This window comes from Marinomonas profundi, assembly GCF_020694005.1.
Lineage (GTDB): Bacteria > Pseudomonadota > Gammaproteobacteria > Pseudomonadales > Marinomonadaceae > Marinomonas > Marinomonas profundi.
In genome coordinates, this window is sequence record NZ_CP073013.1 from 1,889,499 (window position 1) to 1,912,087 (window position 22,589).

The 22,589-nt window shown below is 46.0% G+C and carries 23 protein-coding genes; 15 read left to right on the plus strand and 8 right to left on the minus strand.

Going from position 1 to position 22,589, the window contains the following annotated elements; translation table 11 throughout:
* Window positions 1–52: 52 nt before the first annotated feature.
* The 5 genes from J8N69_RS08830 to J8N69_RS08850 all read left to right on the plus strand — a co-directional run bounded on the left by J8N69_RS08830 (window position 53) and on the right by J8N69_RS08850 (window position 4,569).
* The gene (locus J8N69_RS08830) at window positions 53–940 is read left to right on the plus strand and encodes an AEC family transporter (RefSeq protein WP_168825328.1); all 888 of its coding nucleotides are present in this window, start codon (window positions 53–55) and stop codon (window positions 938–940) included.
* Window positions 941–961: 21 nt separating this feature from the next.
* Window positions 962–1,546 carry a mechanosensitive ion channel domain-containing protein gene (locus J8N69_RS08835; protein WP_227803852.1) on the plus strand — a complete coding sequence of 195 codons (585 nt, stop codon included), beginning with the start codon at window positions 962–964 and terminating at the stop codon, window positions 1,544–1,546.
* Window positions 1,547–1,628: 82 nt separating this feature from the next.
* Window positions 1,629–1,904: a hypothetical protein gene (locus tag J8N69_RS08840; protein WP_168825330.1), complete on the plus strand. Its 276-nt coding sequence runs from the start codon at window positions 1,629–1,631 to the stop codon at window positions 1,902–1,904.
* Between the two features lie 117 nt (window positions 1,905–2,021).
* Complete coding sequence (locus J8N69_RS08845) at window positions 2,022–2,855, plus strand: ion transporter (RefSeq protein WP_168825332.1); 834 nt, start codon at window positions 2,022–2,024, stop codon at window positions 2,853–2,855.
* A gap of 346 nt (window positions 2,856–3,201) precedes the next feature.
* Window positions 3,202–4,569: an Abi family protein gene (locus tag J8N69_RS08850; protein WP_168825334.1), complete on the plus strand. Its 1,368-nt coding sequence runs from the start codon at window positions 3,202–3,204 to the stop codon at window positions 4,567–4,569.
* A 257-nt stretch (window positions 4,570–4,826) separates the two neighbouring features.
* Here J8N69_RS08850 and J8N69_RS08855 read toward each other — a convergent pair whose 3' ends face one another.
* Complete coding sequence (locus tag J8N69_RS08855; RefSeq protein ID WP_168825336.1) at window positions 4,827–5,723, minus strand: EamA family transporter; 897 nt, start codon at window positions 5,721–5,723, stop codon at window positions 4,827–4,829.
* Window positions 5,724–6,000: 277 nt separating this feature from the next.
* Between J8N69_RS08855 and J8N69_RS08860 the strand changes: the two genes are divergently transcribed.
* From J8N69_RS08860 to J8N69_RS08880, 5 genes are all read left to right on the plus strand, one after another.
* On the plus strand, window positions 6,001–6,672 hold the full coding sequence (locus J8N69_RS08860; RefSeq protein ID WP_168825337.1) for a response regulator transcription factor: 672 nt from the start codon (window positions 6,001–6,003) through the stop codon (window positions 6,670–6,672).
* Window positions 6,665–8,098 (plus strand): sensor histidine kinase, encoded by a 1,434-nt coding sequence (locus J8N69_RS08865; RefSeq protein ID WP_168825339.1) that lies wholly within the window; start codon window positions 6,665–6,667, stop codon window positions 8,096–8,098. Before J8N69_RS08860 ends, J8N69_RS08865 begins: the two co-directional genes overlap by 8 nt.
* Window positions 8,095–9,195, plus strand: a complete 1,101-nt coding sequence (locus J8N69_RS08870; RefSeq protein WP_168825341.1) for an ABC transporter substrate-binding protein — start codon at window positions 8,095–8,097, stop codon at window positions 9,193–9,195. The genes J8N69_RS08865 and J8N69_RS08870 overlap by 4 nt, the downstream gene beginning before the upstream one ends.
* Before the next feature lie 127 nt (window positions 9,196–9,322).
* Window positions 9,323–10,264: a TAXI family TRAP transporter solute-binding subunit gene (locus tag J8N69_RS08875; protein WP_227803853.1), complete on the plus strand. Its 942-nt coding sequence runs from the start codon at window positions 9,323–9,325 to the stop codon at window positions 10,262–10,264.
* A gap of 10 nt (window positions 10,265–10,274) precedes the next feature.
* Complete coding sequence (locus tag J8N69_RS08880) at window positions 10,275–12,230, plus strand: TRAP transporter permease (RefSeq protein ID WP_168825345.1); 1,956 nt, start codon at window positions 10,275–10,277, stop codon at window positions 12,228–12,230.
* A gap of 87 nt (window positions 12,231–12,317) precedes the next feature.
* Here J8N69_RS08880 and J8N69_RS08885 read toward each other — a convergent pair whose 3' ends face one another.
* From J8N69_RS08885 to J8N69_RS08895, 3 genes are read right to left on the minus strand one after another with little or no spacing between them, the layout of a single operon-like run.
* Entirely contained in the window at window positions 12,318–12,455 is a 138-nt protein-coding gene (locus J8N69_RS08885) for a hypothetical protein (protein WP_168825347.1), read from the minus strand.
* Window positions 12,455–13,465, minus strand: coding sequence for a cytochrome d ubiquinol oxidase subunit II (gene cydB / locus J8N69_RS08890; protein WP_168825349.1), 1,011 nt, complete (start codon window positions 13,463–13,465; stop codon window positions 12,455–12,457). Before cydB ends, J8N69_RS08885 begins: the two co-directional genes overlap by 1 nt.
* The gene (locus J8N69_RS08895) at window positions 13,465–14,919 is read right to left on the minus strand and encodes a cytochrome ubiquinol oxidase subunit I (RefSeq protein WP_168825351.1); all 1,455 of its coding nucleotides are present in this window, start codon (window positions 14,917–14,919) and stop codon (window positions 13,465–13,467) included. Before J8N69_RS08895 ends, cydB begins: the two co-directional genes overlap by 1 nt.
* A 362-nt stretch (window positions 14,920–15,281) precedes the next feature.
* On the opposite strand from J8N69_RS08895, the gene J8N69_RS08900 reads away from it, so the two are divergent.
* From J8N69_RS08900 to J8N69_RS08915, 4 genes are all read left to right on the plus strand, one after another.
* The gene (locus J8N69_RS08900) at window positions 15,282–17,198 is read left to right on the plus strand and encodes a sensor histidine kinase (RefSeq protein WP_227803854.1); all 1,917 of its coding nucleotides are present in this window, start codon (window positions 15,282–15,284) and stop codon (window positions 17,196–17,198) included.
* Window positions 17,185–18,555, plus strand: coding sequence for a sigma-54-dependent transcriptional regulator (locus J8N69_RS08905; protein ID WP_168825353.1), 1,371 nt, complete (start codon window positions 17,185–17,187; stop codon window positions 18,553–18,555). The genes J8N69_RS08900 and J8N69_RS08905 overlap by 14 nt, the downstream gene beginning before the upstream one ends.
* 106 nt (window positions 18,556–18,661) lie before the next feature.
* Window positions 18,662–18,919: a helix-turn-helix domain-containing protein gene (locus tag J8N69_RS08910; RefSeq protein WP_168825355.1), complete on the plus strand. Its 258-nt coding sequence runs from the start codon at window positions 18,662–18,664 to the stop codon at window positions 18,917–18,919.
* Window positions 18,919–20,154 carry a type II toxin-antitoxin system HipA family toxin gene (locus tag J8N69_RS08915; RefSeq protein ID WP_168825357.1) on the plus strand — a complete coding sequence of 412 codons (1,236 nt, stop codon included), beginning with the start codon at window positions 18,919–18,921 and terminating at the stop codon, window positions 20,152–20,154. The genes J8N69_RS08910 and J8N69_RS08915 overlap by 1 nt, the downstream gene beginning before the upstream one ends.
* A 78-nt stretch (window positions 20,155–20,232) precedes the next feature.
* Here the strand turns inward: J8N69_RS08915 and J8N69_RS17120 are convergent, their stop codons facing one another.
* Window positions 20,233–20,355, minus strand: a complete 123-nt coding sequence (locus J8N69_RS17120; RefSeq protein ID WP_268921707.1) for a hypothetical protein — start codon at window positions 20,353–20,355, stop codon at window positions 20,233–20,235.
* Window positions 20,356–20,388: 33 nt separating this feature from the next.
* Window positions 20,389–21,066: a monofunctional biosynthetic peptidoglycan transglycosylase gene (gene mtgA / locus J8N69_RS08920; RefSeq protein ID WP_168825359.1), complete on the minus strand. Its 678-nt coding sequence runs from the start codon at window positions 21,064–21,066 to the stop codon at window positions 20,389–20,391.
* A gap of 165 nt (window positions 21,067–21,231) precedes the next feature.
* On the opposite strand from mtgA, the gene J8N69_RS08925 reads away from it, so the two are divergent.
* On the plus strand, window positions 21,232–21,528 hold the full coding sequence (locus tag J8N69_RS08925) for a hypothetical protein (protein WP_211085030.1): 297 nt from the start codon (window positions 21,232–21,234) through the stop codon (window positions 21,526–21,528).
* A gap of 11 nt (window positions 21,529–21,539) precedes the next feature.
* Here the strand turns inward: J8N69_RS08925 and J8N69_RS08930 are convergent, their stop codons facing one another.
* Both J8N69_RS08930 and J8N69_RS08935 read right to left on the minus strand, forming a co-directional pair.
* The gene (locus tag J8N69_RS08930) at window positions 21,540–21,869 is read right to left on the minus strand and encodes a helix-turn-helix transcriptional regulator (protein ID WP_168825361.1); all 330 of its coding nucleotides are present in this window, start codon (window positions 21,867–21,869) and stop codon (window positions 21,540–21,542) included.
* A 289-nt stretch (window positions 21,870–22,158) separates the two neighbouring features.
* Window positions 22,159–22,485: a SpoIIAA family protein gene (locus J8N69_RS08935; RefSeq protein WP_227803855.1), complete on the minus strand. Its 327-nt coding sequence runs from the start codon at window positions 22,483–22,485 to the stop codon at window positions 22,159–22,161.
* Window positions 22,486–22,589: the final 104 nt, after the last annotated feature.

Sequence of the window (22,589 nt, forward strand, 5' to 3'; positions counted from 1 at the left end):
GTCTTTGCTCACAACAAGGTTAAGCTATTGGCCTTCGTTATAGAGGCCATTCATGGACACATCGACGCTATTCTCGCAAATTTTTAATACCGTTTTTCCTCTCGCCAGTATTGTGCTGGTGGCGTTTTTCTATGCGCGAGTGCGGCCTACCGACATGACGGTGGCGAACCGCTTAAACATCAGTGTGTTTTGTCCGGCGTTAATCTTCTCTGTTATGGCTTCAAAAGACTTTCATATTGCCCAATATGTGGACTTGATTCTAGCGGCAACGGTGGTCGTTTTAGGCTCTGGATTGCTGATTTGGCCGCTGTGTAAGTGGCTAAAAATATCGCCCAAGACACTGGTGCCGCCGATGATGTTTAACAACAGCGGCAACTTGGGGATCCCGCTGATTGTGCTGGCATTTGGTGAGTCGGCGTTGCCGATTGCGGTGGTGCTGTTTTTAACCGAAAACCTACTGCATTTTACCGTGGGAATGTATTTGCTTAACCCAAAATCCAATCCGCTTAATGTGCTTAAAATGCCGATGATTATCGCCACCATGCTGGGGTTAGTTTGGGGCTTGCAAGGCTGGACGGTAATGCCCGCGGTAAAAGTGTCGGTGGACATGCTTGGGCAAATTGCCATTCCTCTGATGCTATTTGCCTTGGGTGTGCGCATGACGAGTGTCGATTTCAGTGAATGGAAGCTGGGTGTTATTAGTGGTTTCTTATGTCCCTTGAGTGGTCTGATTATTGCGGTTATTTGGTATTATGTCGTTGGTATGTCGGCGGAAAATTTCGCCTATTTATTGATCTTTGCCTGCTTACCGCCCGCCATTTTGAATTACATGGTGGCGGAGTTGTATCAACAAGAGCCCCATAAAGTCGCGTCTATTGTGTTAATTGGTAATTTAATGAGTGTGGGGATCATTCCTTGCGTGCTGTTTTATGTTTTGTAGATCCGTGGAAGGAGAAAACCCATGATGGTGCAAATTGGCTTAATTGCTTTGTTGGTGGTGGCGTATGTCATTGTTTCTCGTATATTAAAATCCAGTGTGACGCTATTGGGGCAAAAAAAATACGCGAATGAAGTCCGTATAACTTATGTGTCGAAAATGCTCAACCTCGGTTTTACCGCGATGTTTGTGTTACTGGTGTGTTTGGTGCTTGGCATTGGTTATGGCCAGCTGGCGATTTTTTTCTCGTCTGTGTTTGCAGTGGTCGGTGTGGCGTTATTTGCTCAATGGTCCATTTTGAGCAACATCACGGCGAGCTTGATTATTTTCTTTGGCTTCCCTTATCGGGTGGGCGATTGGGTTAAAGTCGTGGACAAAGACGATGAAATTTTGGGTCAAATTACAGAAATATCAACCTTCCATGTCATCATCCAACGTTTATCGGGTGATGTGGTGACTTATCCTAATAATTTGATCTTACAAAAGGCGGTGGTACGCTTTGAAAGCCGAGAAGCGGCTCAGGCAATGAGTCAGTTTGCTGCGGCTGCTAAGGTGTCAGTTCAGCCGCCAGTTCAGACAGTGGAACAACCCCTTCCGCCGCCGGTTTGAACAAAAAATAAGCAGACTTTTTAAGATTATCGGCTTTTGTGCCATACTAGGAGGCTTTCATCTTTAAGAAAGGAAGTCTCTTGTGAAATCAGATCCAGAGTCCTTGTTAAAAAGTAATGATAAGCTCATACATTCGGAAGGGCTGAAAGTAAAATCTCACGCCCAACGACCGCAAGAAGACTGGGTATTACACACCTTAATGATCGAAGGCTACGACGTGCCTTTTCGGTTCAAACGCCAAGGCAAATACCGCACATTACGCGGCGCGCGCGTAAACCTTACCTACTATCCTGCTCAAGAAATGGTCGCTGGCATTCCAGTTGAAATCATGAAAGTGGTGCGAGTAAAACGTACTTAATGAGTAAACACTTACGCTGAGTTCACTTCTGCTTTTCTTCTTGATGAGAGGAACTTACTATAGCAGCGCCTGTCTTTGTTTCGGGTATTTATCTTTGCATATTAGGTGTAGAAAAGCATGGAAACGAGTCGTTCTGGAAGTTGGTTTACGGTGATGAAGCGCATTGAGCGCAGCGCATGGTTTCAAGGCTTTATCATCAGCATTATTGTGGTGGCGGCCTTAACTGTTGGCGCTAAAACCTACTCTTTACCCTATGGCATTGATATTGCCATTAATTACCTAGACAATTTTATTACCGTCTTCTTTCTGGTTGAGCTCTCCCTGCGTTTTATTGCTTGTGATGATAAACGGCGCTTTCTTAAAGACCCTTGGAACTTGTTTGATACGGTGATTGTACTGGGCAGCTTAGTGCCAATTTCTGAGACAGAAATGATTCTTGTCGCACGTTTGCTGCGAGTCTTCCGCGTATTGCGTCTGGTGTCGATTATTCCGGATCTGCGTTTTTTGATTAATGCCTTGCTCAAAGCCATCCCGAAAATGGGCTACATTGCCCTGTTGATGTTTATCATTTTTTACATCTTCGCCGCCGTGGGTTCGATCTTTTTCCATCATGTGAATGAAGCGCTTTGGGGCGACATTGCTATCTCCATGCTGACCCTATTTCGTGTGGCGACGTTTGAAGATTGGACAGACGTGATGTACGAAACCATGGAGGTGTATCCGTTTAGCTGGATCTTCTACATCATCTTCATTTTCTTAACCGCGTTTGTGTTTTTAAACATGATGGTGGGTGTGGTGCTAGACGTGATGACGCGGGAAACGGCGGAAGAAGAGCACGAGAATCAAGAAAACCATCACCAAGCTTTAGTAACGCAAATTTCAGCGTTACAAGCCCAAGTTGCGCGGCTTGCCGACAAGATAGACGCACAACAAAGTTCTACTAAGAAATAACCTTATACAAGGAAATAGTCCTACTCTCAAAACAGTCTGAGTAGGATGTATAGAGAAGAAAACTTAAAGGCTTCGTGAGCTACACATGGGCATGACATTGGTGACGGATTAGGTTGGATGTTCTGAATTAAATGATCTTTTTTGTTAGAAAGGAAGAATAGTTAGGCTGAGATTCAATCAAATAGTAGCGTTTCACTTGGTTCTGGAATGAGAAAAGCCACCGCTAGGGTGGCTTTTCCGGAACACTTTGTCGCATGAGAGCTTATTATCTAAGCCTGCTCCGCATTGATGTCTGTCATCTTAGTCGTGCTAGAATGGATTGTCAATTCTTTAAAAGGCATTTTAAGTGAAGCATATTTCGACTGAACGACTCAGTATTTATGAAAAACACCTTAAGGTAAAGAGACAGGAAGTACTTGCAGCCTACAATTGGAACAAAGCTCTCTGCGGTGCTCTTTTTCCTGCAATTCAGTGTCTTGAAATTACCTTGAGAAATGCCATTGATCGGGCCATTCAAGAGAACCCTCCAAGCGGCTCAAAAGGCTTATACAGTACGCGTACTGATTGGATTCTTTCACTGCCGACCTATATGGGCAATAAAAAAATTTCGAATCACGACAGGTACTCAAAATCACCTAGAAAACATCAAACAGTTGACTCATCTGGGTATGTCTTGAGCAAAAATGGAACTAGGGAAATAGTCAAACGAATTTGGGAAGAAAAGAAAGTCTTAGATGCTACTTCTAAGCTTAAGAAAGCAGGTAAAAGCCCAACTCCTGACGCTGTTATATCTGTCATGGACTTTGGCTTTTGGACAAATCTTCTATCAAGTAAGTATGAGGATGCTAAGGCATTTTCATTGTTATGGCCTAATCAATTAGCACAGATATTCCCTAATGCGCCTAGTGGAACAAGTCGAGAAGATATTGAAAATGAATTTATAAAGGTTAGAGAGCTTCGAAACAGGCTCACTCATCATGAAGCCATATGGAAATTTTTCTACGATGATCTTAAAGGTAAACCAGACTATTCAAATCCTGTTTATGGAAGCAATGCTAGTTGTAGTCTTTTGCTTAAACACTATGAAGGCATTTTAGAGTTAATTCGCTGGATGAGTATTGAGCGTTTGGATGGTTTCATAAAGCATGAAAGCGACTTACGCTTTCGATCTTTATGTTCACTGAATGGGCTACATAGCTTTATTGCACCGGAAAAAATTAGCCAGACAATACATACTGGAAAGGGTGGCTGGGGCATTAGAAAGCTATTAAAGAAATTAGATAAGGGCGAAACAATTAGAATCGTAAACAAAGCAGGGTCGATCTGTACTATGTCGAACGACTTTCATCGAAGACAGACTGTAGATGATCGTGGCATATTAGACAACACTATTTCTGACATGCTTAAAACTGGCTTGTCTAGTTTTAGATCTAAGAGGCCAGATGACAAGACCATTTACGAGGCATTCAAAACGTCTTCCTTAAACCAAATGAAAGAAGTTGGTGATCGAGTCGTATCATGGAATAACTATTGTGCAGAGGTTCTTGAGGATAAAGATGGTGTCGTTACTTTAAAAGTCATTGGACGATATGTTACTAATGAGGATGGTAATGTAATACGCAATAATATGGATGGTATTAAGAGTACAGGGCTAAAGAGTTTGTCTATGACAGTAAAAGACTTATCTATAAACTGGTACCAGACAGATTATTAACCTAGCGTTATTAACAGGGCTTCTGTTAATAACGCTAAAATTTTTTATCGGTTTGTAAAAATGCTTAACCTTGAGTTTTTCACCCATTTTTTAACACTAATGTTTACAGAGTATGGGTAGATAAGCTCCATGCCATGTACGAAACCATCACCAAGCCCTAGTAACGCAAATTTCAGCGTTACAAGCCCAAGTGGCGCGTCTTGCCGATAAGATAGACGCACAGCAAGATCGAAAGGATTAGTTAAGTTTTTACTGATCTAAACGGCACGCTGGCTCGCTTTTTTTAGCCAGCGTCCGCCGAAGGTATTCAGTATCAAGCCAAGTAAAACGATGAAAATCCCTACCCATTGCATGGCGCTTACCGTTTCAGATAGAAATATCTCTGCTGAGGTTAGCCCGACAACGGGCACGCCTAATGTTAGTGGGGCGACGGTTGCGGCAGGGTAGCGAGACAGCAAATAGCTCCATAAACCGTATCCGGCTAGCGTTGCAAACAGTGATAAATAGGCCAATGTGGCGAGGGTTTTTAGATTCAGATTGACGATGTTGCTCCACATGACGTCGCCGCCATCGATGAAGTAAGCGCAAAGAAAGAAGGGCACAGGCGGCACCCAGCTCGACCAAACGATCAGGTTGAGGTTGGCGTCGTAGCCTTTTTTACTGATGATCTTGGTGAAAATATTGCCCAACGCCCAGCTTGATCCTGCGGCTAAGGTTAAGCCAAATCCCAGCGCTGTCATGGTGGTGTCTTCATTGTCCAATCCGATTACGGCTAAGCCGCCAATGGCGATGCCGATAGCGAGCACTTGATAAGGTCGCACGGTTTCTTTTAACAATAAAATAGCGAACACGAGCGTGAAAATCGCCTGAGATTGCAGCACCAAAGAGGCAAGCCCTGCTGGCATGCCAAACGACATGGCGCTGAATAAAAACGCAAACTGTCCAAAATTCAACGACAAGGCATAGCCAATACACCAAAGCAGCGGTGTATTAGGTCGAGAGAAAAAGAAACAGCCAAGCATACCAATAACTAAAAAGCGTAACCCGCCCAGCATCATTGGGGTTAACTCATCCAGCCCCCAACGCATGACAATAAAGTTAAAGCCCCACGCGACAATAATAATCAGCGCCAAAAACATATCTTTGCGAATCATGGTGAGTCCTTAACCGTGCGATTTTGAGGCGAAAAATAAGCCAATCACTTTACGTGTTTTAGAGCGGCTTGCCCATGGACAGATAGTAAAAGAATCAAGGACACAGATTGAAAAATGCCCCGGTCAATTGAAAAGCACAGGGTATTCATTTTCCATCGCATCTATTGATAGAAGAGATAGGCCATTCTTTCATGCTGGAATATAGGCTAAATTGTTCAGTCAAATGGTGAGAGCCAACGTCTTTTTATAACAATAACGAAAACATAAGAGCATTATCATGCGTATTTTAGTGGTAGAAGATGACCGTATTTTAGGCGAAGCCATTAGCCAGCGAATCAGTCGGATGGGGCATGGTCTTGATCTGGCGCAGACAGGCTTGCAAGCGAATCAAATGCTGGCGTTGCAAGAATACGATCTTATTTTATTGGATCTAAATTTGCCGGATATGACCGGCAGTCAAATTCTGCATGGGTTGCGTAAAAAACACGCCAGTACGCCGGTGATTGTGCTGACGGCTCGAGATGAGATAAAAGATCGAATCGAGCTTTTGGATTTGGGGGCGGACGATTATATGATCAAGCCGGTGGATTTTGGGGAATTGGAAGCCCGTTGTCGTGCTTTACTGCGTCGTAGCCAAGGGCAAGCGCAAAACACCATTGAATACGGTAATGTTTGTTTGGATTTGCAAGCGTGTTCGGTCACTGTGAGCGGCCACCCTGTCGACCTAAAGCAGCGGGAGTTTAGGTTGTTGGAGGTGTTTATTAGTCATACCGGGCGGGTGTTAAGCAAAGAAGCCTTGATCGAACATATTTACAATTTCAATGAAAATCCGAACTCAAGTGTGATTGAAATCTATGTCGCACGGTTGCGGAAATCTCTGCAAGACAGCGATATCAATATTCGTACCATTCGTGGTCTGGGCTATTTATTGGAAAAACATCATGGCTAAGACGGCTAAGACAACTCCCTCGATTCGTCGGCAATTGATTCTTATGGTGGCCACGGTATTGATCGTGATTAATGCGTTGGCGCTTTGGAGTGTGCATATTTATGCGAATCGGTCGGCCAAAGAATCCTATGATCGACTTTTATATGGCTCTGCTTTACAGATGGCGGAGAACATTACGTTGCTGGACGCTAAGGTGTTTATTGATTTGCCGGTATCGGCTTTTGAGACCTTGGCATTGTCGACGGCGGACCGCGCATTTTATGCCATTATGGACAGTCAGTCGCGCGTATTAACTGGTTATAAAGACCTGCCCAGCGTTCCTTTTGCACCCTTACAGCGCCAATCCGCAGAGAAAGAAAAATTTACGCCGATGTATTATGAAACCTCGTATCGTGGTGAAAATGTGCGTTTTATCGCCTTGGGGAAACGTTTACTAGAAGCCGATAACGTCAATGACGTTTTTATTATTGTTGGGCAAACATTGGGTGCTAGACGTGCGGCGGCCGCTGAGATTAGCCAGATGGCGCTGCAATTTGTCACTGTGTTCTTTTTTATTACCCTATCTTTGTTGCTCTTTGTTATTTGGCGAGTGTTGCGTCCGCTACAAGCCATTAAACAAGCGATTATGGCGCGCTCTCCGTTGGAGTTATCACCGTTAGAAACCAATGTGCCGAGCGAAATCGCACCGCTACTGAAAAGTATTAATTATTTTATGGCGCAATTGCAGAACACCTTGAGTCGTTTAAAGCGCTTTACGGCAGAAGCCGCCCACCAGATTCGCACGCCATTAGCAGGGTTAAATTCTCAGGCTCAAAACGCCATTGACGAAAGCGATGACACATTACGCCAGAAGCAACTGCAGCATATTTTAGAAAGCAGTAAGGTGCTTACCAATACCGTCAATCAGCTATTGAACCGTGCGACCTTGACACATCGCTTTCAGAGTCACCCCTTTAGTCCGGTGTCGTTGGAGCAAGTAACCAAAGATACATGCCGTGAATTGGTGGTGTGGGCATTGGATCAACAGGTAGAAATTGCCTATGTCGGTGATAGTCACGCGACCATTAATGGCGATGAATTTGCCCTCAAGCAAATGCTGCAAAACATCATTGAAAATGCCATTAAATACAGCCCCAAAGGCGGTACTGTTGAAGTAGAACTCATGGTGGTGAAGGCGTTGTCTGAGGCCTCCATTGTGTTGCAAATTCGTGACCAAGGGGTGGGCGTTCCTGATCAGGACAAAGAACATATTTTTGAGTATTTTTATCGCCGTCCCGATAATTTTGCTTCCGGCTCTGGTATTGGTTTATCGATAGCAAAAGAAGTGGCAGAACACCATCAAGCGAGGTTTCATTTAAAAGACAATCAGCCGACGGGGCTCATTGTTGAAGTGATTTTTGCCGCGCAAAATGGAGGCGCGCTATGAAGCTTGGTTATGTGTTTTGCTTAGGTTTAATGCTGTTTTTAAGCGTGGCGTATGCCAATGGGGCAGCACAAAATGCCTCTGTTGTTTTTCCCAGCGTGAATGAGCTGAAAGGCAATCAAGCCAGCACTAAAAGCGATGTGTTATTGGTTCATGGGGCGCTCAATCGCGATTCGATAGCGCCTTTATTTCAGGCGTATCAAGAAAAATACCCGCAGGTGACGGTAGCGTATTTTGAATCGAATACACGGCAGTTATACGAACAATTCCTCTCACAGCCGAGCTCTCGGCCAGACATTATGATCAGCCCAGCGATGGACTTGCAATTCAAATTGGCAAACGATGGTTATGCGCTGGCGTATGATTCGCCCGAGCTGGTTAATATTCCGCGCGATGCTCATTGGCGCAATGAACTGTTTGGCTTTACCTATGAGCCGATTGTGACGGCCATTAATAGCGATATTTTAGTCGGGGAGGCCTTGCCACAAAGCCGTGAGCAATTGTTGAATTTGATCCGCAGCAAAAACCATTTGCTCGACGATAAAATTGGTTTGTTTGATATTCAGCAGTCGGGTCTAGGTTATCTGGCGTGGGCTTATGACGGGCAGCAAGCGCGGAGCTATGGGCGTTTGTTAGAAGCCTTTGGAACGCATCAAGCCAGACTTTATACGGATACGTCAGCGATGCTTAATGCCTTGTTAAAAGGCCAGATTTTTATTGCCTACAACCTTGTTGGAGCGTATTCCTACCAATGGAGTCAGCAATACCCATGGATTAAAACCATCATGCCGACCGATTATACCTCGGTCATTATGCGTACCGCCTTTATCGCTCGCGACACACAACAACCTAAGCTGGCGCAGCGTTTTATCGATCTGCTCTTATCGCCACAAGGTCAGCAGCTATTGGCGAATCAATCTGGCATTACGCCAATAAGCCCGAAAGCCGTAGGGCCTTACAGTCGCGATGAATTAAATAAATTGCCCCATGGGATTTTTCGCCCGATTCCTTTAGGGCTTGAGTTGCTCATTCAAACGGATGAAGCACAGAAGCAGATTATTTTTACTGAATGGGACAATGCTATGTTGTCGTCTCCTTAATTTTGCTGTTTGTTCGCGGTGAAAGGTTCATGAAAGGTTGCTGAGCTAGAGTGTTTTCAGCACTTTCAAAAGTGATAAGACAAGTGCCTTTTTAAAGCAGTAATAAAACAACAATAAATTGGAGAATATGATGTTCAAAAAAATGCTTATAGCGAGCGCTCTGTGTGCGACTCTGGTAAACAGTCCTCTGCAAGCGGCAGAGCGGGTTTCTATCGGTACTGGCGGAACCGGTGGTTTGTTTTATGTGATTGGTGCGGGCATTTCCGAAACCCTTAACAAACACATGGAAAACACCACGGCACGGGCCGAAGTGACGGGCGCGTCCGTTGAGAACAATCACCGCGTAGCCGCGGGTCAAATGACAATGGGGCTTTCCTCTTCCTCTACTCTTTTTGAAGCAAAAAATGGCGAGGGCCCATTTAAAGTAAGCGGCCCATTAGACGTGGCGGGCATTGCCTATTTATATCCAGCGGTACTGCAAGTGGCGACGATTTCCGGCAATGGTGTGGACTCTTTTGAGCAGTTAAAAGGCAAGCGCGTTAGCATGGGGCCTCCGGGCAGTAATGCGGCTGTTTTGGCGACGCGCCTGCTGCAAGAATACGGCGTCTTTGACGATGTTACGCCCCGTTTTCTTTCTTACACTGAAGGCGTAAAAGCATTGGTAAACGGCCAAGTAGACGCGGCGGTGGTGCTCGCCGGTGCGCCGACTTCCTCTTTGATCGATCTTGATTCTCAAACAGACATGGCTTTGCTGTCTGCGAGTGTGGAAAAACTGGACAGCTTGATCCAAAAATACCCTTTTTACCAAGCCTTCTCTTTGCCAGCGGGTACCTACCCAGATCAGGCTAAGCAAGTGATGATGATTAACGATCCGGCGATTCTGTTTACCAGTGGCAAAGAAGATCAAAGTAAGGTTTATGACATTACTAAAGCGATTTTCTCTCACCTTGATGAGTTAGGCCAGATCCACCCTCAAGCCAAAGCCATTGCGTTAGAAACTGCGAAACACACGCCTGTTGCTTTGCACCCAGGTGCGAAAAAATATTATGACGAAGTAAACGGTCAGTAGGAGCGTCATTATGTTGAACCTAGATTCCAGCAATGGCTTTCAAAGCTTGCTCCTTGAGTCAAAATTCGCGGGTCGCAAGGAACGTCTAGCCCTTTCTTTATTGTTTAGTGTGATCGCCGCTGGAATCGCCGGTCTTGTACTTTACGGTGCCTATTATGGCGGCATTACGGCGTTACTATTGAGATCGTCGTTTTTCTCCTTGGTCGCCGCGGCCGCCATGTTGCTCTATGCACTGAGATATAAAAGCGTCATCGGCCGCGCTGTGTTTTATTTATTGGCTTTGATTGCGCTCATTCCGGGGCCTTATTTGTGGCATCACTACATTGATATTGTCATGCGTGGCGCCATGTCGGTTGAGCAAGACCGATGGATCTTTATGGCGTTAATGGTGGTGGTGTTTGTTTTTGTGCGCATTGCGGTGGGTCGAGCCCTCATTATTTTAATGGCGCTGGCTTTTTTGTATGCCTGTTTTGGGGATGTGATTCCTGGAAAATATGGCCATGGAGGCTATGATCTTAGCCGTTTGACGTCTACTTTGATGCTCTCCACAGAAGGCGTTTATGGTGTGCCCATGGGCGTTGCTGTTGAGTATATTTTCCTCTTCGGTTTGTTTGGTGCCATCTTAACCAAGATTGGCACGGGCGAAGTCTTTGTTGATATCGCGCGGGGGTTGACGGGGCGAGTGCAAGGGGGGCCGGGTTTATCTGCCGCCTTGTCGAGTGCCTTGCTTGGTTCGCTTAACGGTAGTGCGGTGGCCAACGTGGTGACGACAGGAACCTTCACTATTCCATTGATGAAGCGGGTTGGTTATAGCGCGAAATTGGCGGGTGCGATTGAAGCTGCGGCGTCTTCCGCTGGGCAAATCATGCCACCGGTAATGGGCGCGGCGGCGTTTTTAATGGCGGAAATGATCGGGATTCCGTATGCCGAAGTGGCATTGGCGGCCTTGGTGCCAGCGCTCTTGTACATCTTTGCTCTGATGATCTCGGTGCGTCTTGAGGCGGGGCGTCTTAATTTAGCAAGAGACACCGATGCCGGCTTACAGTTGTTATTAAGAACCCTGAGAACCAAGAGTTATCTTTTGCTGCCATTAGTGGTGTTGATTGGTTTGATGATTTCGGGCAAGTCACCCACGCAAGCGGCGGTGATGGGGATTCTGGCGGGTTTAGTGGTTTGCCCTTGGAAGAAAGAAACACGTATTAATGTGTTCGATCTTATTTCCGCTTGTAAGGAAACCTTGTCTTCCACTTTGCCGATTGTCGCAGCCGTGGCGGCGGCTGGCGTGATCATTGGCGTGTTGAATCTCACTGGTATGGGCTTAATGCTGTCGGGTTTGATCATTGAACTGGGCGATGGCAACTTATGGGCGGTGTTATTACTGACCGCGTTGGCGTCTTTTGTGTTGGGCATGGGTTTACCTACTTCGGCGGCGTATTTGTTGCTGGCGGTTCTGGTTGCCCCTGCGATGACACAACTTGGCATGGAAGCGTTATCGGCGCATATGTTTATTTTCTACTTTGGTTTGGTGTCTGCGATCACACCTCCAGTGGCTTTGGCGGCTTATGCTGCGTCCACTATTTCTGGCGCCGATCCTAATGAGACCGCTGTTGAATCCATGCGCTTAGGCTTTGTGAAACTCTTGGTGCCGTTCTTGTTTGTCACTATGCCGGGCGTTTTGTTGATTGGCACGACGACCAGCGTGATTGCCGCGATTACTTTTGCGACCTTGGCAACAGCATCGATGAGTATCGGCTTTTCTGGTTGGTTGCGTGAACCTTTGTCTTGGCTTACTCGTGCCTTGTACGTGGTTGCCGCGGTGCTGATTGCTTGGCCTGCAGCGGCAACGGATACGTCTTTGTTTGTGGTGAGTGCGCGTGTGTTGGGCGTGCTGGTGTTTGCGGCATTGCTGGTAAAAGCAAGCATGGACAGCACTAGAGCTGACACCCTAAACACAGCGAAAGTCTAAGCCTTAGCGCTTCATTACTCTTCACTACAATTGTTAAAAAGCCCTGCACTTGAAAAATGCGGGGCTTTTTTATGGAATGAAAATCGTCTAGGGCAAGCCCGTTATCATTAACTTGATGCCATAGGAAAGACAAATAATGGCAATAAAGCCAATGATGTAAAGCAATCCAAACCATTGCCATGGTTTAAGTTTGGCGGTTTTTTCTTTTAGGCTTTTAAATGACATTAGTAACCCTCCTGATAATCTTCCACCTTGCCAGCAAAGACACGATAGCCCCATAAGGTATAGGCACAAATTAAGGGGACGAAGATGCAGATCCCTGGTAGTAAAAAGAGCAAGCTGCTGTCTGGTGAGGCTGCGTCCATAAAGGTGAGCTGTCTTGGAATCAGATACGGAAATAACCCCACGACAAGGCCGGCAAAGGCCAGTAGAAATAGCGTTGCAGCGTACCAAAATGGTCGACTTTCATTATGAACAACGCCAGCCGAATGATTGTTTAAATCTTTCCACGCTAAAACTGCGACCACCAAGGTGACGATGGGCAAGGGGGATAGCCAGAGGAAATTCAAACCAGAGAACCAACGCTGACGAATGTCTACTTGGCTCGCCACTGTCCACAAACTGACGATGACCATGGCAAAAATAGTGATCAGCAAAAGTCGTTTGCCGAGTGTCGCGGCGTGTTTTTGAATGCGTCCGCGACTTTTCATAAACAAATAACACGCGGCTAATAGAGCATACCCTGCCATCACCGAAAACCCTGTGAGGATAGAAAAGGGCGTTAACCAATGTAGGCTGGACAAACTGTCTACACCGACTGGCACGCCTTGAACGATTGAGCCTAGTAACAGGCCTTGGCAAAATGCCGCGATGGAAGACCCCGCGCTAAAGGCAAAATCCCAATAAGGTCGAGACGTATCGGACTTAAACCGATACTCGAACGCTACACCACGAAAGATCAAGGCAAACAGCATCAGCATAATGGGCAAATAAAAGGTCGAAGCAATGCCCGCATAGGCGGCAGGAAACGCGGCAAACAACACCACACCGCCAAACACCAACCAAGTCTCATTGCCATCCCAAACGTGTGAGATAGAACGCATTAGATGATCGCGCTCGCCTTCTTGGTTAAACCAAGGATAGAGAATGCCAATGCCTAGGTCGAAGCCATCGAGTAACACGTACATAAAGATGGCAAAGCCTAAGACAAGAAAGTAAAAAAGCGCCAAGTCCATTATTTATCTCCTTGTGTGTTGATTGCATGGTCTGTTGTTTTTTGCTCTGTCGATTGTGTTTCTTTCGTTTGTAGCGTTTTTACCCAAGCCAATGCATAGCCAGGTGCTTTCATACCAATCAATTGTTGTTCTAAGGCTTCCATTGACGGCGGGCCTTTTTTGATCAGCTTACGCATGAAATAGAGATAAACACCAATCAGTAGACTGTAAATGATCACAAACAGGGTCAAGGTAAACAGCACGCGTTCTGGGGGGAGCGGTGATACGATCTCGGAGGTTCTCACCAAGTTATAGACAATCCAGGGCTGACGACCGATTTCGACCACATACCAGCCTGCCAGTACCGCAATGACACCCATAGGAGTAAATAATGTCACCAAAGCCAGAAAGGCTTTGTTTTCATATAAGCGATCTTTACGACGTAGCAACAGCGCGAGCGCCGCAATGCCCATCATGCCAAAGCCAATACCCACCATGACACGGAAAGACCAAAACACTAACGGCACATTGGGTCTGTCTTCTGGTGGTACGGCTTTTAAGCCTTGCACAGCGCCATCCCAAGAGTGAGTTAAAATCAAGCTACCAAGGTTGGGAATACCGACTTCATAATCGTTCGACTCGGTTTTCATATTCGGCATAGCGAACAACAGCAGAGGAACGTTTGCTTCTTGCGCAGGCCAAATGCCTTCCATTGCCGCTAATTTGGTTGGTTGATGTTCACGAACGTTCAATCCGTGCATATCACCGATCCATGCTTGTAGTGGTGTTAGCACCAAGGCAAACCACATGCACATAGACAGGCCTTTTTTCGCAAAAGGCAGGTTTTTCTTTTTCAACAAATAATACGCGCAGATGCCAGCCACCACGAAAGTCGCGGTGATAAACGACGCCACCACCATGTGAGTGAAGCGATAGGGCATAGATGGATTGAAGATCACTTCCATCCAGCTTTCGACTTCAAACTTACCATTAACAATTTTGTGGCCCGTTGGGGTTTGCATCCAAGAGTTGGCCGCTATGATCCAAAACGCGGAAATCCAAGTGCCTATCATGACAACCAGGGTGGAGAAGAAATGCAGCTTGCGACCGACACGCTGCCAACCGAATAGCATGACGCCAAGGAAACCGGCTTCCAAGAAAAAAGCGGTCAGCACTTCGTAGGCCATTAATGGCCCAATAACGGCGCCGGTTATTTCCGAGAACTTGGAAAAGTTGGTGCCAAATTCATAGGACAAGACGATGCCAGAAACCACGCCCATGCCGAATGTAATGGCAAACGGTTTGATCCAAAACTTGGCAAGCTGTAAGTAATACGGATTGTGTGTTTTAAGCCATAAGCCTTCCCAAATAGCAATCAGCGTCGCCAGACCAATAGTGATGCTGGGGAAAATAATATGAAAGCTCACCGTGAAGGCGAACTGTATGCGAGATAAAATGGCGACATCGAGGTCCATAATGGCTCCCTTAGGAATGAATAAGCGTTAAGAAATAGGGAAAGCGTTAGGCGTGTTTCTTAACGCTGCGCGTACGTATTTGTTGTACCAGCAGAGGCAATAGCGCCAAACCTACCATGCTAAAAAGGGTGATGATCTCGGTCATTAAAAAGCCAGTATTCATAATATCGCTCCTAGAATTTGATGTTAGTTTGATATAGATCAAAAATTTCTGTCGTTATGGTGGGGAGTAGAGCAAAGGACAGGCCAACTATTAATGAAATTTATCTATTTGATTTAAAAGGGAAAAATTATAGCTTTGCTTGTGGTGTAAAAAAGGTTTACGATTTTCTCACTTTTAGGTGTAAACGAGGTTTACGATTTTGACGCTTTCCTTGATGTTTGAAGTGGCCATGCTGGTGACCAGTGTGTGCGGCGTATTGGTCGCGGTTTGGCTATTGTGGCGAGCGCGCAAGCAAAGCGACCTGCAAGCCTTAGCCGGTTTCGCCATCATGATGGCGATTTGGTGTTTTGGGCATGTGGCGTTGTTTCAAGGCTATGAGGAAATGGGCATTCACATCATTCTTGCCAACCCGCTAATGCCGACTTTTTTCTTACATTTTGCCATTCGTTTTGTGAACTCAGGCTCGGTCAAAGAGCCGATGCTAGAGCGCTTATATCAGGCGGTGCCTTGGTTTTATCTCACCAGTTTCGCGGTGGTTTTACAGAGCTGGTGGATAGGCGCGGGCGACGCCATTAGTACCTTGGATACGCGCTCCTTTTTTATTTTTACCGAAGCGGGGGCATGGAATCTCGTCTATACCGTCTTGGTCGGTATGTTGGCTCATGGTGTGTTGTTGTTCGGTTGGTATCGGCATTCTGGTAACAAGAAGCGTTCCATTCTTGCCATGTTTGGTGTTGGCGCTTGGGGGTTGTTGCTAGCAACGAGCTTTGTTTTCCCTTCTTTTGGTATTAGCTGGTTTCCTTACCCTATGTTATTGCTGCCAACCTATTTGCTCTTGTTGGTGTATGCCGTGGTGCGTTATCAGATTTTATCGGTGAACGCGTTTGCCAATCGTGCCTTGCTTTGGCTTGCCATGATGCTGGTGATTCTGTGTGTGATCGCGGTGATCAGTGTGGTGTCTGGGCGCATCGGTTTGCAGGCGTTAGCGAATGTTCCCAGCTGGCAGTTGTGGTTGTATTCCCTGTTGATTTTGGTGGTTGCGGCGGTGATTTATCAACCGTTGAACCGTTTGTTTTCACGTCTTATTTATCCCGGTGCTGCGTTGAATGAAGCGGTATTGGATACTTGGTCAAGGCAATTAAAAGACGCCCAAGACTGGCCACAACTGATTGCCATTGGTGAGCGTTTACTCTCTCTGCAGATAAGACGTAACGTGGCGATTCAATTGCAACGTTCTGCTTTTCCAGTAAGGGAGCAAAATGATGCCTTGGCAATACGAGTGTCTCGATCAGATTCGGACTGGCACTTTGTTTTGATCGGCTGGGAAGATGCCAGCCCTGGGATGCGTCTGACGGCAGAAGTGTTCGCTTCCTTGTTTTCGACCAGTTGCGGTTTGCTTGAACGATCGCTGGCGTTGGCCGTGGCGGAGCGAAAACGCCTGGACGAGCAGCATCTTGTTGAATTAGGAAGCTTGTCTGCGGCGATGGCTCACGAGCTGCGTAATCCGCTGAATATTATTTCCATGGCGGCCTATGATGCGCCAGCCGAGACGCGTCAGCATATTCAAACTCAACTCAAGCGCGCCGATCGTTTGGTGAGCGATATGTTAGTGTATTCCGGTGGCTTGACGTTACAAGTGGCCGCCACGCCATTACGTTCTTTAGTGGCCAGTATTTTGGCGCAGACGCAACCAGAAGGCGTGGCGTTTGAGTTGGATATTGATGAAACGATTGAGCTGGAGGCCGACCCGCAACGCCTGCAACAGGTGTTTATTAACCTCATCGATAACGCGATGTCTTTTTTGCGTAACACGCCAGATGGCAAATTATTGATTGAAGCCAAAGAACAAGAGCAGCAGATAGTGGTTTATGTGCATAACAACGGACCGGCAATTGACCCAAGTCTGCATGGCGAGGCGCTGTTTCAACCCTTTGTGACCAAGCGAGCGGGCGGTAGTGGTCTCGGCTTGGCGATTGTGCGCCGTATTATTGACGCCCATGGTGGCAAAATCAGACACAGCGTTGATTCTTCTTGGCCGGTGACTTTCGAGCTTATTTTACCTCGCCATTTTTCTGGCGCTGCGATTTCAAACAGAGAATTCCATGACACAAAATAAAATATTACTGGTCGATGACGAGCCAGCCTTTCGTGAGCTGGCTAGCCGTTGGTTGGCGAAGCAAGATTATCATGTAAAAACCGCCGGTAGTTTAGACGAAGCTCGAAGCGCTTTGACGTCGTTTGATGCGGATTTGGTGTTATTAGACTTGTCTATGCCGCCGCATTTTGACCCGCAAGTGACCTTGGACGCGATGGACGAGTTTGCTGGTCGTCCGGTGATTATTATTACTGGCCATGCGGATCGAGATTTGGCGCTTAAAGCCATTGAATTGGGCGCTTGGGATTTTATTGCCAAGCCAATTGACCCCGATATGTTGGCGGTGGTGGTGCGTCGAGCCATCACTAAAACCACCTTGGAACGAGAGCTGACCCAGTTAAAGCAAGCCAGTCATTCTCCTCAAGGGGCGTCGGCTTACATCGGTCATTCGATGAGTTCGCAAAAGGTTAGGGCGCTGGTGGAACGAATCGCGCCGACCGATGTGCGCGTCTTGGTCACGGGGCCATCGGGAACGGGCAAAGAAGTGATTTCACGTACCTTACATGATTTAAGTCACCGCGCTGCCAAGCCCTTTGTTTCAGTGCATTGCGGCGCGATTCCGGCGGATTTATTGGAAAGCGAGTTGTTTGGCTATGTGAAAGGCGCGTTTACTGGGGCGGAAAAAGACAAGGTGGGTTTGTTGAGTTTGGCCGATAGTGGCACCTTGTTCTTGGATGAAATTGGCGAAATGCCCTTGGCGATGCAGGTGAAATTACTGCGAGTACTGCAAGAAGGCACTTTTTTCCCTGTCGGTGGGCGAGAACAGAAATACATCGACATTCGGGTGATTTCCGCAACCAATGCCGACTTACTCGAAAAAGTCCGCGAAGGCAGTTTTCGAGAAGATCTATATTACCGCATCAAAGGCGTCAATATTGAAACTCAAGCGCTTGCACAGCGGCTAGAAGATGTTCCTGTACTCTTGCAATCTTTCTTACAGCGTTTGCAACGTCAGCAAGCGAAACAACTGCAACTCAGCCCAGAAGCCGTGCAATGGTTTCGCGATCAATCGTGGCCGGGCAATGTACGTGAATTGAAAAATGCTTTGGAAAGCGTGGCGTCTATTTGTCCGCAAGGGCGCATTACCATAGACGATATTCAGCTACTCTATCCCACGGGCGAACGTACTCGTCACACCGCGGCAACCTTGCCGACCAGCGACGCCTCGTTAGACGAACAAGTTCGAGACCTTGAAATTCGACTGATTAACCAAGCCCTAGAAAAACAACAAGGCAACCGCACTCAAGCGGCCAAGCAACTGGGCATTTCACGGCAGGGGTTGATCAAAAAGATAGAAAGGTATGGGTTAACCTTTTGAATTATGGGTAGATTTGTTTGTTATATGGCAAACTTTTTATAAATACGTTATTTTATTTGTTATATAGCAAACTTATAAGCCTTTAAATACAGGTGTGGGTGGCGAAATGGCCAATCGAGAAGAAATCGGCGAGAAAATTTGCGCAGCACGTAAGGCGCTGAAGAAAACGCAAAAGCAAATGGCAGAACAGACAGGTATTCATAAATCGACCTTGTCGTTGATTGAAAACGGCCGTTTTACTGGCTCGTTGGATATCCTAGAACGCTACTTAGACGCTGTTGGTTTAACACTAGAAGTCGCTCCTAAAAAGCATCGATTACCCCAATGGGATGAAATAGAAGCCCTATTTGCGGAGGATGACTGATGTCTGCTGAAATCTCCTCTATTTTATTCCCGAATAAAATAGATAAGCTCACGGTTTGTGCAGAAGGTTATGAACTTGGCTTGTTAACCAATGCTTCTAGGCATCATTATCAGCCTAGCCAAACAGAGCGTTTTGTTTCTCTGACCATGACTAAGCCAGATTTAGACGGTTATTCTTCTGGTGCCCTGCATCCTATTTTTTCTCAGAATCTTCCCGAAGGTTTTAATCGTCGTTTTATTGCTGAGAAACTGGCGCGTTATGCTCGGGTTGATGATATGTATTTGTTGGCGCTGCAAGGAGAACATGGCATTGGTCGCTTGTCTTATCGTGGCGAGTTGGCTTTACCCGAGTTAGAGCCTGTTGGCTTGGATGATATTTTGCGGTATCAGGGGAAGCAGCCTTTGTTTCCACAGTTACTGGAAAAATATTATCTGCGCAATAGTTTAGCCGGTGTGCAGCCTAAGGTGAGTATTCCGAATGCCAGTTTGTCGACGGGGCGAAGCTTGCAGCAGAAAGATCTGATCGTTAAATCATTTGATGCTGAGTTTACCTTGCTGACCGTGAACGAATTTGTTTGTATGGAAGCGGCAAGATTTTGTGGTTTAGAGCCGCCTAAAACCTATTTGTCCGAAAACTTAGATACCTTTGTTGTAGAGCGCTTTGATAAACCAAATGGCGAGAGCTTAGGTTATGAAGATTTTACTACCTTGCTGAAAAAGCCCAATACACCAGATGCAAAATACAGTGGCAGCTATGAGGCCTTGTTGAAAGCGACTTTTATGTACACCAATAGTCTTGACGAAGTGCGTAAAATGTATCGGTATATTGTATTTAACTGCCTTATTGGCAACGGTGATGCGCATCTGAAAAATTTTGCCTTGCAATACACGCCGGATATGACACGTATTTTTGTCGCGCCACCTTTTGATATAACGCATACGGTTATTTACCAGACGATTGACGATAAAATGGCGTTAAAGTTGGCAAAGAGTCATGCTTTTCCCGATTATAAAACTTTGCTTGGGTTGGCGGATTCTGCTTTGTTTCGAATTCGTGATGCTAAAGACATTATTGATAGTACGGCTCAAGGTATTTTAGAGTCTCTAGCAGGCTCTAATGAAGTTGCTTTGCTGACAGGTTTGAAAGACTCCATTGAAAAATCGGTAGCGGTTGGCATGAGTGTACAAGCGATAAGTAAAGATTTCCGACACGATAAAAAACGTAAGTTTGAATAGGGCTGTATTAATGCCAATGAATAATACGGCGAACATTTTCTCGATTACTAAGCCTAGTCATACCTGCTGAAAGAATTACTACTCCTTACGAAGACGTTTTAATATTTGCCCTTGGGTGACTTCGCCTAACATATGCTGTTGTAAAAGCGCGACCAACAAGGCTTGGCGTTCAGAGGCTGTCATTTTAGTGGGTGTTTTCATGGAATATCTATAGTGAGCATAGTTTTGCTCACTTTACTCAAAAACAGGCGTTAGATAGTCAGGGCCCAGTTGCTGCATTTGTTGTTCAACCCAGTTCACTCTTTGACGAAGGTAAAAAGTCAAATCGTTGGGGTTTCGAGTACGTGGGCTGGGTAATAAAATGGCCAGCCGTGCGGCTTGGTTCATGGTGAGTTTGCTGGCGGATCGACCAAAATAATGCTGGCTTGCGGCTTCGACGCCGTAAATGCCTTTGCCAAATTCTGCGACGTTTAAATACACTTCGAGAATACGTTTTTTACCCCAAAGTGCTTCAAGGCTCACCGCCAATCCCGCTTCCAAACCTTTGCGAATAAAGCTTCGACCCGACCAGAGAAAGAGGTTTTTCGCGGTTTGCTGTGTGATGGTACTGGCACCACGAAGACCGTCGCCTTCATCGTATTGAGTGAGCGCTTTACTGATTGCCGTAAAGTCGACACCAAAGTGCTCAGGAAAACGCTGATCTTCAGCAGCGACCACCGCCAGCGGCATATAAGACGGCAGCTTATCAATGCTGATCCAAGTCTGTTTCACCGGATAATTGCTTTGCAGCATAAACGCTGTCGTTGGTGGCGGCACAAAGCGAAACACCAGTAAAACAAGCATCAGCAAGAGCAAAGCGCGCCAAATGATCGTCCAAACTTTTCTAAAAATACCGCGTTTACGCTTTGCCATTGATGGTCTCTTAATTGGTTTAACGAGGCTTTTTAGCCCATTACGCGCACAAGTATAACCAATAAAAGAGGCAATCTTTAATGAATCTTTAATGGTGAGTGCGCAGATTCTAGATCTCGATTGCGGTAGCATTCGCCCACCCAATTTTCACCCTTCGTTTATCATTTGTTTGCCCTTGAAGCGAAAACCGCTTGGGGCATTGGTGGCTTCATCTTTCTTGGCGCGACCATTCACCTGATACTTGACGAGTTATACAGTATTGAACTATCAGGAATGCGCATCAAACGCTCATTTGGCACCGCGATGAAGCTCACCGATTGGGGGGAGCCGTTGGCGTCGCTGGTGTTGGTGCTCTGCTGCGCTTTGGGTTATTGGTTAAGCCCAAGTTGGTGGCTGGAGCCAGAACGTTTGGCTGAGTGGATAAAGCAGGGACTGGATGAGTTTAATCACTTGTGGAGCTAGAGCTCATAACATTACGGTTTCACCTTTAAGTCACCATCAAGTTGAGCGCCAGCCATCATATACTTCGCTACATGAGGATGAATTGGCGATAGCCCAGATTTTATTCCCAGAGGCTTGAAAACCTTGTCGATAATGCTCTGTACTTGGTTGCCTTTGTCTTGTTCGATATCTGTCAAGGTGCGACGACTGACTCCCACTAACTCAGCGTAGCGAGTTTGAGAAAAGCCAAGTACCTCCTTACGCAGGTGTTTTAACATTTGCCCTTGAGTGAGTTCACCTAATATATGCTTCTGTAGCAGCTCTACTAATAAAGCTTGGCGCTGTTCTGCTGTCATGCTCATAAAAGCCCCCAACGTTTGAGTTTTGTTTCTAGCCATTTAACCTGGATAACATCTAATATTCGTTCGGGAACACCTCTCGCTTTCAAGCGTTGTTGTTGAATCAGAGCTTGAATAGTGAGTGTTTTCATTGAATGCCTATATGTGCATAGTTTTGCTCATTATAGTCATTTAAAGTAGATTTTGAGAAACAAATTGCTCAAAAATATCGGTAAAAGTTATGTTTGAGCATAATATTGCTCATTTTTTATGACATGAAACAGGTTAAGTCGTGCAACCCTGTCAGACTGGCTTATGAAGACATAACCCAGTCTGTGGCTTCTTTCTTACGCTTGAACACCTTAATGTCTGCAGAGATAAACCAGCTAATTACACGAATTAGTCTATTCTGCCAACGACTCTTCCCATAGATGGCAATGCGATTAAACTCACCACCAAGTCGTTGGCTTAATAAAAACTCCGACCAAGCGCTTTTCATGCTCCAACCTTCGAATTCGCTAATATCGACCAGCAAACCTGCGTAAGGTAAATGGATAGAATAAATCGCTGCCTCTAACTGAGGCGTGATGCGTTCAAAATCCATATCACTTGAAATTGGGGTCAGATGAAAATAGAACACTGGTCGCTAGCTTGACTCAATAAGTGTTTGCCCTAAGATATTAGCTAGCCTGATATTTATGAACAGGATGTTCGTATCAGAGTCTTTTCAGTAAAGCTTATTTC

What these genes read in the sequence shown, in the direction of transcription:
- J8N69_RS08830 (WP_168825328.1), top strand. Translation starts at nt 53, where the DNA reads ATGGACACATCGACGCTATTCTCGCAAATTTTTAATACCGTTTTTCCT.
- J8N69_RS08835 (WP_227803852.1), top strand. Translation starts at nt 962, where the DNA reads ATGATGGTGCAAATTGGCTTAATTGCTTTGTTGGTGGTGGCGTATGTC.
- J8N69_RS08845 (WP_168825332.1), top strand. Translation starts at nt 2,022, where the DNA reads ATGGAAACGAGTCGTTCTGGAAGTTGGTTTACGGTGATGAAGCGCATT.
- J8N69_RS08855 (WP_168825336.1), bottom strand. Translation starts at nt 5,723, where the DNA reads ATGATTCGCAAAGATATGTTTTTGGCGCTGATTATTATTGTCGCGTGG.
- J8N69_RS08860 (WP_168825337.1), top strand. Translation starts at nt 6,001, where the DNA reads ATGCGTATTTTAGTGGTAGAAGATGACCGTATTTTAGGCGAAGCCATT.
- J8N69_RS08865 (WP_168825339.1), top strand. Translation starts at nt 6,665, where the DNA reads ATGGCTAAGACGGCTAAGACAACTCCCTCGATTCGTCGGCAATTGATT.
- J8N69_RS08870 (WP_168825341.1), top strand. Translation starts at nt 8,095, where the DNA reads ATGAAGCTTGGTTATGTGTTTTGCTTAGGTTTAATGCTGTTTTTAAGC.
- J8N69_RS08875 (WP_227803853.1), top strand. Translation starts at nt 9,323, where the DNA reads ATGATGTTCAAAAAAATGCTTATAGCGAGCGCTCTGTGTGCGACTCTG.
- J8N69_RS08880 (WP_168825345.1), top strand. Translation starts at nt 10,275, where the DNA reads ATGTTGAACCTAGATTCCAGCAATGGCTTTCAAAGCTTGCTCCTTGAG.
- J8N69_RS08885 (WP_168825347.1), bottom strand. Translation starts at nt 12,455, where the DNA reads ATGTCATTTAAAAGCCTAAAAGAAAAAACCGCCAAACTTAAACCATGG.
- cydB (WP_168825349.1), bottom strand. Translation starts at nt 13,465, where the DNA reads ATGGACTTGGCGCTTTTTTACTTTCTTGTCTTAGGCTTTGCCATCTTT.
- J8N69_RS08895 (WP_168825351.1), bottom strand. Translation starts at nt 14,919, where the DNA reads ATGGACCTCGATGTCGCCATTTTATCTCGCATACAGTTCGCCTTCACG.
- J8N69_RS08905 (WP_168825353.1), top strand. Translation starts at nt 17,185, where the DNA reads ATGACACAAAATAAAATATTACTGGTCGATGACGAGCCAGCCTTTCGT.
- J8N69_RS08910 (WP_168825355.1), top strand. Translation starts at nt 18,662, where the DNA reads ATGGCCAATCGAGAAGAAATCGGCGAGAAAATTTGCGCAGCACGTAAG.
- J8N69_RS08915 (WP_168825357.1), top strand. Translation starts at nt 18,919, where the DNA reads ATGTCTGCTGAAATCTCCTCTATTTTATTCCCGAATAAAATAGATAAG.
- J8N69_RS17120 (WP_268921707.1), bottom strand. Translation starts at nt 20,355, where the DNA reads ATGAAAACACCCACTAAAATGACAGCCTCTGAACGCCAAGCCTTGTTG.
- mtgA (WP_168825359.1), bottom strand. Translation starts at nt 21,066, where the DNA reads ATGGCAAAGCGTAAACGCGGTATTTTTAGAAAAGTTTGGACGATCATT.
- J8N69_RS08930 (WP_168825361.1), bottom strand. Translation starts at nt 21,869, where the DNA reads ATGAGCATGACAGCAGAACAGCGCCAAGCTTTATTAGTAGAGCTGCTA.